Here is an 11,944-nt window from a genome sequence, read left to right on the forward strand (position 1 = left end):
CGGCTCAGTATGTGACCGGGCTCCGGCCCGTCACGCGGGCTGGAACGTCTTGAACGCCGTCTCCCGCAGCTTCTCGCACTCCGAGTCGGACCACTTGGCCTTCTCGCACGTCACCATGATGGCGTAGCCACGCTTGTCGTCCACCTTGAAGCCCCGGTTGACGACCTGGACGCGCTTGTCCTTCTGGTCGCGCTCGAAGGTCCAGTCGGCGATGGTCGGGTAGTCGTGGCCGTCCCAGTCCTCGACCTCTTCGACGCCGAGGCCGTTGTAGTTGGGCATGCCTCCGCTCCTGGCTGCGGAGTCGGACTCGCGCCAGGCCGCGGCGGCGTCCGAGCCCGGGTCGGAACCGAAGTCGACCTGGAGACGCGGGAAGCCACCGGACTGGCTGTAGATCGCCCCGGAGTGGGCCCCGGCGGTGCCCGTCTTCCGCCACCCCTTGGGCATGGCGATGCTGAAGTGGTACTCGGCGTTCTTGACCGCCGCGAACCCGTCGGGCAGGTCATCGCCGTCCGAGGACGCGTCGTCCTCGTCCTTCGACGTGTCGCCCTTGTCCTTCTTGTCCTTGCCCGTCCCGGGTGACGCGGCGTCCGGTCCCTTGGCACCCTGTTCGGTGAGGGAGGAACGGGAGGAAGGGGCCTTGTCCCCGACGGATTTGGACGTGCCGCCCTTGGTGCCGCCCGTGGCACCCTTGTCGTCGCCGTCACCGTTCAGCGTGATGGCGAGCACGGTGCCGATGATGGCCAGCGCGACGATGACCGCCACGGCCAGCAGCGTGCGGCGGGACACGACATCCGTGATGGACGCCCGCCCGGGGCGCGCGGGGTGGCCGCCGCTGCCGCTTCCGGATCGGCCGAGGCCGGTCTGCCGCTGGGCGGACGGTATGGAGGGAGCGGGCTTCGCCGGTCGTGCCGGCTTCGCGCCGGTGCCCGAGGCCGCGTCCCGGACGGACTTGAACGCGCCCCGCATCCGGTCGCCCGCCCCGTCCGTCGCACGCGAGCCGGCGGACGGTGCTGCGGAGGCACGGGTGTCGCCCTTGCGGGAGCCCGACGCCGAAGCGGAGGCCGCGCCCGCCGCCGCTCCCGTGCCCGCCCCGGAGGACGGACGGGTGCCGGAGCGCATCTCGGCGGGGGACGGCAGAGCGATCGCCTGTGTGGCGTCCAGGGCCGGGGAGGCCTCGGGGGCCTTCGGCAGCCGCTCGTCGGGGGCGTTGACCGCGTCGGTCAACAGGGCCCGGGCGCCCGCCTCGTCCAGCCGCTTGGCGGGGTCCTTGGCGAGCAGTCCGTACATGACGCCTTCGAGCGGGCCCGCGTTCCGCGGGGGGCCGAGCGGCTCGGTCATCACGGCGGTGAGGGTCGCTATGGCCGACCCCTTGTCGTACGGGGGGACGCCCTCGACCGCCGCGTACAGCAGGCCGCCCAGCGACCACAGGTCCGCCGGCGGGCCGGGCTTCTGGCCGCGCGCCCGCTCCGGGGATATGTACGAGGGGGCGCCGACCAGCATGCCCGTCGAGGTGACCGACGGGTCGCCCTCGACCTGGGCGATGCCGAAGTCGGTGAGGACGACACGGTTGTCGTCCGCGATGAGGACGTTGGACGGCTTCACGTCGCGGTGCAGGATGCCCTGACGGTGCGCCGCGCTCAGCACGTCGAGGACGGCCAGTCCGACCTCCGCGGCCCGTCGCCACTTGAGCGGCCCGTCCTCACGGATGACATCGGCGAGCGAGCGGCCCTCGATGAGCTCCATGACGATCCACGGGCGGTCGTCCTCGTGCACCACGTCGTAGACGGTGACCGCACCGGCACTGCGGATCCGGGCGATGGCCTTCGCCTCACGCAGTGTGCGCGTGATCAGGCGGCGCTTCTCGTCCTCGTCGATGTTGGCCGGGAAGCGCAACTCCTTGACCGCGACGGTGCGGCCGAGCGTCTCGTCGGTCGCCCGCCAGACCGTACCCATGCCGCCACGACCGAGGATGCCCCCGAGGCGGTACCGCCCGGCCAGGAGGCGCCCTGCCGTGCCCTGCGTCTGCTCCGCCTCCGACATGCGTCCCCTCTGGCAATCAGCTCTGCGACCAACCGACCCTGGCAGAGCGACCATTGTCTCTCATCCGCAGACCGGTGGAAGGCCAGGGTCCGAGTGCCCATGGATGATGAGCACATGCCGACGCACACCGCCCTCGTGCGCCTCGCCTCCGCCATGACCGCTCTGACCTGCGCCGTGACGGTATCCGCGGGGTCTGCGGGCAGTGGCACCGCCGCCCGGTCCCCTGTCCAAGACCTCGTTTCCCCGCGAACGGTTCCCGGTGCGGCCCAGCTGTCACAAGACGCTCATGGGGTCCGATTCCACACGGCGGGCGTGGCGGATGTACGAACCGGGCGCCCCATCCGCCCCACGGACCGCTTTCGGGTCGGCAGCATCACCAAGACCGTCATCGCCACCGTCACCCTCCAGCTCGCCGCCGAGCGCAAGCTGGACCTCGACGATCCGGTCAGCACCCATCTGCCCGCCGCGACCGCCGCCCTGCTGCCCTGCCCCGGCGACAGCGACAGCGACAGCCGTGACCCCGGCTGCCGGATCACGGTCCGCCAACTCCTCACACACACCAGCGGGCTGTTCTCCTACACCGACGACCGCGCCTTCTTCCATCGGTTCTTCGGCCCGGGCTTCACCGCGCACCGTTTCCAGACCCACAAACCCGACGCACTGGTACGGACCGCCCTTTCGCACCCGCCCCACGCGGCCCCCGGCGAGCGGTACCGCTACTCCAACACCGACTACCTACTCCTCGGCATGGTCATCCGTCAGGTCACCGGCCACTCCTACGCCACCGAGGCCCACCGGCGCGTCATCGCCCCCTTGCGCCTCACCGGCACCAGCTTTCCCGGCACACGGGCGGGGCTGCCCTCCCCGCACGGACGCGCCTACACGGCGACAGGCGCGACACCAGGCGCGACGACTGGCACGACGACTGGCAACAGCCGCACCGCCGACGCCACCTACCTCAATCCCTCCTCGGCGGGCGCGGCCGGCGAGCTGGTCTCCACCCTCCCCGACCTCAACCGTCTCTTCGGCGCACTGCTGCGCGGCACCCTCCTGCCCGCACCGGAGCTGCGGCAGATGCGGGACACGACGGACTCGTACGGCCGCTACGGCATGGGGCTGTTCCCCGTGCGGCTGCCCTGCCACCGCACCCTATGGGGCCACAACGGCGAGATCAGCGGCTCGTACGTACAGACGCTCGGCACCACGGACGGGCGGCACCTCGTCAGCTACCGCGTCAACAGCGACGCCCCCGTCGACGCGGCGGCCGAAAGGGCCCTTCTGACCGCCGAGTTCTGCCCGAAAGCCTGACGAACCGGACGAGCGGACCGGACGTCCGGCACCGCATCACACCGCACCGCGCCGCCCTACAGCGGCTGCACCTCGGGGGCGCCCAGCCGCGCCGCGTCCGCCGTCTGGTCGTCGGGCTGCCGCTGCGACTCGCGCTCCGCCTCCACGCGCTTCTCGTAGTGCTCGATCTCCTTCTCGGTCTGCGCCCGGTCCCAGCCCAGCACCCCCGCCATCAGCTCGGCGGCCTCCCGCGCGCTGCGCGTGCCCCGGTCGAAGGTCTCGATGGAGATCCGCGTCCTGCGGGTGAGCACGTCGTCGAGATGGCGGGCCCCTTCGTGGGAGGCGGCGTAGACGACCTCGGCCCGCAGATAGTCCTCGGCACCGCCGAGCGGCTCGCCCAGCTTCGGATCGGCAGTGACGAGGTCCAGCACCTCGTCGACCCTCGAGCCGTAGCGGTTCAGCAGGTGCTCGACGCGCGCCACATGGAGGCCCGTGCGCTGCGCCATCTGCGCCCGGCCGTTCCACAGGGCCCGGTAGCCCTCGGCCCCCACCAGCGGCACGTCCTCGGTGACGCACTCCGCGACCCGCTGGGCCAAACCGTGCACCGCCTCGTCCACGGCGTCCTTCGCCATCACCCGGTAGGTGGTGTACTTCCCGCCCGCCACGACCACCAGCCCCGGTACCGGGTGGGCGACGGTGTGCTCGCGCGAGAGCTTGCTGGTCGCGTCCGACTCCCCGGCCAGCAGCGGGCGCAGCCCGGCGTAGACGCCCTGGACGTCGTCGCGGGTCAGCGGCACGGCGAGCACCTCGTTGACGTGCTCCAGCAGATAGTCGATGTCGGCGCTGGAGGCGGCCGGATGCGCCTTGTCCAGGTCCCAGTCGGTGTCGGTGGTGCCGATGATCCAGTGCCTGCCCCACGGAATGACGAACAGCACGCTCTTCTCGGTACGCAGGATCAGCCCGGTGGTGGAGTGGATGCGGTCCTTGGGCACGACGAGGTGGATGCCCTTGGACGCCCGTACGTGGAACTGTCCGCGCTCCGCGATGAGCTGCTGGGTGTCGTCCGTCCACACCCCCGTGGCGTTCACGATCTGCCGGGCGCGGACCTCGAACTCGCCGCCCTGCTCCAGGTCCTTCACCCGGGCCCCGACCACCCGCTCCCCCTCGCGCAGGAAGCCGACCACGCGCGCCCGGTTGGCGACGTCCGCGCCGTAGGCGGCGGCGGTGCGCACCAGGGTGGTGACGTAGCGCGCGTCGTCCATCTGGGCGTCGTAGTACTGCAGCGCGCCGACGAGCGCGTCCTTCTTCAGGGCGGGTGCGACCTGCAGCGCGCGCTTGCGGGTGAGGTGCCGGTGGGTGGGCAGCCCCCGCCCGTGGCCCGAGGAGACCGACATCGCGTCGTAGAGCGCCACGCCCGAGCCGGCGTAGAAGCGCTCCCAGCCCCGGTGCTGCAAGGGGTAGAGGAAGGGCACCGGCTTCACCAGGTGGGGCGCCAGCCGCTCCAGCAGCAGTCCGCGCTCCTTGAGCGCCTCGCGCACGAGGGCGAAGTCGAGCATCTCCAGATAGCGCAGCCCGCCGTGGATCAGTTTGCTGGACCGGCTGGAGGTCCCCGCCGCCCAGTCGCGCGCCTCGACGAGCCCGGTCGTGAGCCCGCGGGTGGCCGCGTCGAGCGCGGTGCCCGCGCCGACGACGCCCGCGCCGACCACCAGGATGTCCAGTTCCCGCTCCGCCATCCGGGCGAGCGCCTCGCCGCGCTCGGCCGGCCCGAGTGTCGCTGTCCTCACTGCTGCCTCCCGATTGACCGCTCTCGCTGCCGCCCCGGTGGCCGCGGCCACCGGGGCACCAGGACTGCCGGGCACCCGTTCCCCTCCGATGCTGCACCAGATCGGCCGCTTTGGCCGTGTCGGAGGCGAGCCGCGCCGCGATAATCCCGGATAACAGTCATATATCCGCTTAACCTGATGTAACTCGTCCGGGGATCGGTCCCGTCCGCCCGCGGGGCCATCCGCCTCCCCTCCGGGCTCACCCCTCGGAAGAGCCCTCCGCAACCTCCGGAGTGCCCTCCGGCCGACGCCCGCCGGGAAGGACCGGCCAGCAGGACCCCTCCGGGAAGGACCGCCCGCCATGCCCGCAGATCTCGCCGTCCTCGGACTCGGCCACCTCGGCCTCCCGCTCGCCCAGGCCGCCACGGCCGCCGGTATCGCCACCGTCGGCTACGACCCCGACCCGCACACCGTCGCCGAACTCCGCGCCGGCCGGCTGCCCACCGAGGGCGCCGACGGCTCGCTCACCGCCGCCGGCGTCCGCCGCATGCTCTCCGCGGGCTTCCGCGCCACCACCGAGGACACCGAGCTGGGCCGGGTCCGTACGGCGGTGATCTGCGCCCCCACCCGGCTCGGCGAGGACCGGGCGCTGGACCTCGGCGCCATCGGCGACGCCGCCCGCGCGCTCGCCGCCCGGCTGCGCCCGCACACCACTGTGCTCCTGGAGTCCACCGCCTACCCAGGAACCACGGAGGACTACCTCCGTCCGCTGCTCGAATCCGGCTCCGGCCTGCGCGCGGGCCGGGACTTCCACCTCGCCTACTCGCCCAGCCGCTTCGACCCCGGCAACCGGCGCCACGGCTACACCAACACCCCCAAGGTCATCGGTGGCCTCACCCCCGCCTGCACCGAGGCCGCCGCCGCCTTCTACGGGAGGATCTGCGAGAAGGTCGTCCGCGCCCGCGGCCCCCGCGAGGCGGAGGCCGTCAAGGTCCTGGAGACCAACTACCGGCACGTCAATATCGCGCTCGCGAACGAGATGGCGGTCTTCTGCCACGACATCGGCGTCGACCTGTGGGACGTCGTGCGCTGCGCCGAGACCAAGCCGTTCGGCTTCCAGGCCTTCCGCCCGGGGCCCGGGGTGGGCGGCCACGGTGTGCCCATCGACCCGAACTACCTCTCGTACAAGGGGCGCAGCCTCGGCCACCCGTTGCGGATGGTGGAGCTCGCGCAGGAGGTCAACGGCCGGATGCCGCGCTACGTCATCCAGCGCTGCGCCACGCTCCTCAACGAGCACGGCAAATCGGCACGCGGCGCGCGCGTGCTGCTGCTCGGTGTCGGCTACAAGGCCGACACCGGCGACCAGGAGGGCTCGCCCGCCCGCGAGATCGCCTCCCGGCTGATGGAGCTGGGCGCCCAGATCAGCTACCACGACCCGTACGTCCAGCAGTGGCGGGTACTCGGCCGTCCGGTGCCGCGCGCCGACTGTCTCTACGAGGCGGCTGCCATCGCCGACCTGACGGTTCTTCTCCAGCCCCACCGCACCTACGACCTGCAAGGACTGGCCGTCAAGGCGCAGCTGCTGCTGGACACCCGCGGCGCGAGCCCCGCGGGGGCAGCCCACCGGTTGTAGGAGAACCGGCGCCGGCAGGCCGCCCGGACCACGCAGTAGGTTGATCATTCGTGGCACCGGGGGCGCGGCCGCGACCTTCGAGTCCGTGAAGGAAGGTCCGCGAACGAAGGCCCACGATGAAAGTCCGCGAAAAAAGTCCGCGAAAAAAGTCGAAGAAAGTTGTCGTCGGATGTCGAGGGACGGTTTCCCGCTCCGACTGAAGGGTGACAGCGCGCCGGCCCGGCGCGCGGGACTGAGGGGACACCCGAGATGAAGTACGTCGCGATGATCTACGGCAACCAGGCGAAGTGGGACTCCTTCCCGGCCGAGGCATGGCCCGAGGCCATCGCCAAGCAGGACGCGTTCAACAAGAAGTACCGCGAGACCGGCGAGCTGGTGGGCGCCTACGGTCTGGCGGACGCGGCGAACGCCCGGCTCGTGCGGCGCGAGGCCGGCGTCCCGGTGGTCACCGACGGCCCGTACCTGGAGACCAAGGAGTACCTCGCCAGCTTCTACCTGCTCGACTGCGAGAGCGAGGAGCGCGCGCAGCAGATCGCCGCGGACATGCCCTTCGCCGACACGGATCCCGTCGAGCTGTGGCCCGTCCTGCACGAGTCCGCGGCGGACATGTGAGCGAGCGACACCGTGTCGAGGACCTGCTGCGCGAGCTGGCGCCGCAGGTCCTCGGCACGCTGGTCCGCCGGTACGGCGTCTTCGACACTTGTGAGGACGCCGTCCAGGAGGCGCTGCTCGCCGCCGCGCTCCAGTGGCCGGCCGAGGGAATACCGGAGCAGCCCCGGGCCTGGCTGGTCACCGTCGCCTCCCGCAAGCTGGTGGACCAGGTGCGCAGCGAACAGGCGCGCAGGCACCGCGAGGAGCGCATCGCCCTGGCCACCCCGCAGGCGGAGTTGCTGAGCCGGGCCGCCGACGCCGAGCCGGAGACGGACCGGGACGACTCCCTCGCGCTGCTGTTCCTGTGCTGCCACCCGGCGCTGTCCCGCCCGAGCCGGATCGCGCTGACGCTGCGTGCGGTCGGCGGCCTGACGACGGCACAGATCGCGGCGGCGTTCCTGGTCCCGGAGGCCACCATGGCCCAGCGCATCAGCCGGGCCAAGCAGACCGTCAAGGCCTCCGGCACGCCGCTGCGCATGCCGGAGGCAGCCGACCGGGCCGAACGACTGGCCGAGGTGCTGCACGTGCTGTATCTCGTCTTCAACGAGGGCTACACCACCACGGACGGCGCCGACCTGACCGCACCCGCCCTGTCTGCCGAGGCGATCCGGCTCACCCGGCTGCTGCACCGCCTGCTGCCCGACGACGCGGAAACGGCGGGCCTGCTGGCGCTGATGCTCCTCACCGACGCGCGCCGCCCCGCGCGCATCGGCCCCGACGGTGACCTGGTGCCGCTGGCCGAGCAGGACCGGGGCCGGTGGGACCGTCTGCTCGTCGCCGAGGGAATCGAGGTGATCAGCAGGACGCTGCCCCGGGGGCAGGTCGGTCTCTACCAACTCCAGGCGGCCATCGCCGCCGTCCACGACGAGGCCGAGCACGTCGACGCCACGGACTGGCCGCAGATCCTCGCGCTCTACGAACTGCTGGAGCACACCGCTCCCAACCCGATGGTCACCCTCAACCGGTCGGTCGCCGTCGCCATGGTGCACGGCCCCTCCGCCGGGCTCGGCCTCCTCGAGACCCTGACGTCGGACAAGCGCATGGCACGCCACCACCGGCTGCTCGCCACCCGGGCCCATCTGCTGGAGATGCTCGGCCGGCAGCAGGCAGCGGCGGACGCCTACCGCGAGGCCGCCCGACGCACCACCAGCGCACCGGAACGGCGCCACCTCACCGCTCGCGCGGCACGGCTCTCGCCCCTACCGGGCTGACGGCGAAAAGGCCGGCCCGGCCTCTCCCCCGGAACCCGGGGGAAGACGCCGGACCGGCCTCGTATCCGTCCCTACAGCCGGCCCGTCCCGAGCAGCCGGCCCGGCTGCGCGTCCAGGACCGTCCTGAGCGAGGCGAAGTCCTCGACGCAGCGGCCCGTGCCGACGGCCACGCAGTCCAGCGGCTCGTCGGCGACCAGCACCGGGATGTCGAGTTCCTTGCTGAGCCGCACGTCCAGGCCGCGCAGCAGCGCACCGCCGCCGGTCAGGACGATGCCGCGGTCCATGATGTCGCCCGCCAGCTCCGGCGGGGTCTCGTCCAGGGTCTGCCGCACGGCCATGACGATCGCGTCCACCGGCTCCGTCAGCGCGTGCCGGACCTCGTCGGCCGTCAGCTCCAGCGTCTTGGGCAGACCACTGACCTGGTCGCGGCCGCGGATGGTGAAGCGGTCCGGGGGCAGCAGGCCCTGGGTCTCCTCCGGGTCGCCGCCGACGTCCTCCAGGCCGTCGTTCTTCTCCAGCTGCTTGGCGAGCGCGCTGAGCCCGGCCGCGGTCCAGGAGGCCGTGGGAGAAGCCGAGCCGATGCTCATCTTGATCTCCTCCGCGGTCCGTTCACCGATCGCGAGGGCGTAGTGCTTCTTCACGTACGAGGTGATGGCCGTGTCCATGGCGTCGCCCGCGGTCCGCACCGAGCGCGCCGTGACGATGCCGCCCAGCGAGATCACGGCGACCTCGGTGGTGCCGCCGCCGATGTCGACGACCATGCAGCCGGTCGGCTCGCTGACCGGCAGGCCCGCGCCGATCGCCGCGGCCATCGGCTCCTCGATCAGATGCACCTGACGGGCCCCGGCCTGCGTGGCGGCCTCGATGACCGCGCGGCGCTCGACGCCGGTGATGCCCGACGGCACGCACACCACGACGCGCGGGCGGGAGAAGCGGCGGTTGCCCGTGACCTTCTTGATGAAGTGCCGGAGCATCCGCTCGGCTATCTCGAAGTCGGCTATGACGCCGTCGCGCAGCGGGCGGATGGCCACGATGTTCGAAGGGGTGCGGCCGATGGTCTCCTTGGCCTCGGATCCGACCGAGAGCACTCCGCCGTCAGCGGCGTTGACCGCGACCACCGATGGCTCGTTGAGCACCACTCCTTTCCCCCGCACGTACACGAGCGTGTTCGCCGTGCCGAGGTCGATGCCCATGTCCCTGCCGCTGAACGACTTGCTTTGTGCCATAAGTTGCCATTATTCCCTATGGTCGAACGTTTATGCGGAGTTCACAGCGGCCCGCTCGCTGTCGGTGACAGTGCGTCGGCCCGGGTCATGTCGGGGACCACCGGGTTTTCTTGTCGCGCTGTCAGGCCCGGCTGCTAGCTTGTGGCCCACGCTTCACACTCTGCAACTTTCTCGCGCTCATCTTCTTCGCCCACGGGGGACACCACCATGAACCAGCCCTGGCAGCAGCAGCCGCAGCAGCCGAATCCCTACGGCCAGCAGCCCCCGCCGCAGCAGCCCGGCCCGTACGGCCAGCAGCCCCCGCAGCCCGGCTACGGCCAGCAGCAGCCCCAGCAGCCGTACGGCATGCCCCCGCACGGCGCCCCGCAGTACGGCGCCCCCGGCGGCTTCCCGCCGCCGCCCGCGCCGGTCCGCCAGGGCAACGTGGGCCTCGCGGTGCTCCTCGGCATCGTGGCCATGCTCGTCGGCGCCGGCATCTACGGCTACATCCTCAAGGCCACCGACGGCCGCCAGATCGGCTACCTCGCCATCGGTGTGGGCGCCCTCGTCGGAGCGGCCCTCGGCAAGATCGGCGGACGCAACGCCGTCCTCCCGGTCGTCGGCGTGGCCCTCGGGCTCCTCGGCGTCTACCTCGGCCAGATATTCGGCTACTCCCTGGCGCTCGCCGACTTCCTGAACGTGCCGGTCACCGAGGTGCTCTTCGACCACTTCGAGGTCGTCAACAAGGCGTGGAAGGAAGACATGGGCGGCATGGACGTCCTCTTCTACGCCCTCGGCGGCGTCGGCGCCTTCAGCGCCGCCCGCAAGCTCGGCGGCTGACAGCCACCCCCGAGTCGCCCGGCGGGCCCCGCACACGCCGAAGGGCCCGGACCGCCGAAGCGGTCCGGGCCCTCGAAGGCGTGGATCAGCGGTTGTCGTGCTGCGACGGCGCGACCGTCACCTCGACCCGCTGGAACTCCTTCAGCTCGCTGTAGCCCGTGGTGGCCATCGCGCGGCGCAGCGCGCCGAACATGTTCATCGAGCCGTCCGGGGTGTGCGAGGGACCGGCGAGGATCTCCTCGGTCGTGCCGACCGTGCCCAGGTTCATGCGCTTGCCGCGCGGCACGTCCTCGTGGACGGCCTCCATGCCCCAGTGGTAGCCGCGGCCCGGCGCGTCCGTGGCGCGCGCGAGCGGGGAGCCCATCATCACGGCGTCCGCGCCACAGGCGATGGCCTTCGGCAGATCGCCCGACCAGCCCACGCCGCCGTCCGCGATGACGTGGACGTAACGGCCGCCGGACTCGTCCATGTAGTCACGGCGGGCGGCGGCCACGTCGGCGACCGCGGTCGCCATCGGGACCTGGATGCCCAGCACATTGCGCGTGGTGTGCGCCGCGCCACCGCCGAAGCCGACGAGGACACCCGCCGCGCCGGTGCGCATCAGGTGCAGCGCGGCGGTGTAGGTCGCGCAGCCGCCGACGATGACCGGGACGTCGAGCTCGTAGATGAACTGCTTGAGGTTCAGCGGCTCGGCGGCACCGGAGACGTGCTCGGCGGAGACGGTCGTCCCGCGGATCACGAAGATGTCCACGCCCGCGTCGACGACGGCCTTGGAGAACTGCGCGGTGCGCTGCGGGGAGAGCGCGGCGGCGGTCACGACACCGGAGTCGCGGACCTCCTTGATGCGCTGCCCGATCAGCTCCTCCTTGATCGGAGCGGCGTAGATCTCCTGCAGGCGCTTGGTCGCGGCGGTCTCGTCCAGCTCCGCGATCTCCGCGAGCAGCGGCTCCGGGTCCTCGTAGCGGGTCCACAGACCCTCGAGGTTCAGCACGCCGAGGCCGCCGAGCTCACCGATGCGGATGGCGGTCTCGGGCGAGACGACCGAGTCCATGGGAGCGGCCAGGAACGGCAGCTCGAAGCGGTAGGCGTCGATCTGCCAGGCGATCGAGACCTCCTTCGGGTCGCGCGTACGGCGGCTCGGGACGACGGCGATGTCGTCGAATGCGTACGCCCGGCGGCCGCGCTTGCCGCGCCCGATCTCGATCTCAGTCACGTGTGTGGCCTTTCAATACTTTCCTTGGCGCTCCGTCTGCGCATACCAGTATCCCCGACGCGGCGAAGCCCGCGGCCTTTCGGTCGCGGGCTCCTGCGCTG

9 protein-coding genes are annotated in these 11,944 nt (G+C 71.8%); 5 read left to right on the forward strand and 4 right to left on the reverse strand.

Features of this window, described 5'->3' with window-relative positions; genetic code table 11:
• Positions 1-30 precede the first annotated feature (30 nt).
• Complete coding sequence (locus JO379_RS14650; protein WP_209515281.1) at positions 31-2,040, reverse strand: protein kinase domain-containing protein; 2,010 nt, start codon at positions 2,038-2,040, stop codon at positions 31-33.
• Between the two features lie 153 nt (positions 2,041-2,193).
• On the opposite strand from JO379_RS14650, the gene JO379_RS14655 reads away from it, so the two are divergent.
• Positions 2,194-3,348 carry a serine hydrolase domain-containing protein gene (locus JO379_RS14655; RefSeq protein WP_245382128.1) on the forward strand — a complete coding sequence of 385 codons (1,155 nt, stop codon included), beginning with the start codon at positions 2,194-2,196 and terminating at the stop codon, positions 3,346-3,348.
• 56 nt (positions 3,349-3,404) lie between these two features.
• Here JO379_RS14655 and JO379_RS14660 read toward each other — a convergent pair whose 3' ends face one another.
• Entirely contained in the window at positions 3,405-5,111 is a 1,707-nt protein-coding gene (locus JO379_RS14660) for a glycerol-3-phosphate dehydrogenase/oxidase (RefSeq protein WP_130879045.1), read from the reverse strand.
• A gap of 340 nt (positions 5,112-5,451) precedes the next feature.
• Between JO379_RS14660 and JO379_RS14665 the strand changes: the two genes are divergently transcribed.
• From JO379_RS14665 to JO379_RS14675, 3 genes are all read left to right on the forward strand, one after another.
• Positions 5,452-6,723 carry a nucleotide sugar dehydrogenase gene (locus JO379_RS14665; protein WP_130879044.1) on the forward strand — a complete coding sequence of 424 codons (1,272 nt, stop codon included), beginning with the start codon at positions 5,452-5,454 and terminating at the stop codon, positions 6,721-6,723.
• Positions 6,724-6,972: 249 nt separating this feature from the next.
• The gene (locus JO379_RS14670; RefSeq protein ID WP_130879043.1) at positions 6,973-7,335 is read left to right on the forward strand and encodes a YciI family protein; all 363 of its coding nucleotides are present in this window, start codon (positions 6,973-6,975) and stop codon (positions 7,333-7,335) included.
• A complete protein-coding gene (locus tag JO379_RS14675; protein WP_209515287.1) occupies positions 7,332-8,585 on the forward strand; it encodes an RNA polymerase sigma factor in 1,254 nt (417 codons plus the stop codon). Before JO379_RS14670 ends, JO379_RS14675 begins: the two co-directional genes overlap by 4 nt.
• Positions 8,586-8,656: 71 nt before the next feature.
• Here the strand turns inward: JO379_RS14675 and JO379_RS14680 are convergent, their stop codons facing one another.
• A complete protein-coding gene (locus JO379_RS14680; RefSeq protein ID WP_130879041.1) occupies positions 8,657-9,811 on the reverse strand; it encodes a rod shape-determining protein in 1,155 nt (384 codons plus the stop codon).
• 207 nt (positions 9,812-10,018) lie between these two features.
• Here JO379_RS14680 and JO379_RS14685 point away from each other — a divergent pair, with 207 nt between their 5' ends.
• Complete coding sequence (locus JO379_RS14685) at positions 10,019-10,630, forward strand: hypothetical protein (RefSeq protein ID WP_130879040.1); 612 nt, start codon at positions 10,019-10,021, stop codon at positions 10,628-10,630.
• 85 nt (positions 10,631-10,715) lie between these two features.
• Here the strand turns inward: JO379_RS14685 and JO379_RS14690 are convergent, their stop codons facing one another.
• A complete protein-coding gene (locus JO379_RS14690) occupies positions 10,716-11,843 on the reverse strand; it encodes a GuaB3 family IMP dehydrogenase-related protein (protein ID WP_130879039.1) in 1,128 nt (375 codons plus the stop codon).
• Positions 11,844-11,944: the final 101 nt, after the last annotated feature.

The organism is Streptomyces syringium (genome assembly GCF_017876625.1).
GTDB classification, from domain to species: Bacteria; Actinomycetota; Actinomycetes; order Streptomycetales; family Streptomycetaceae; genus Streptomyces; species Streptomyces syringius.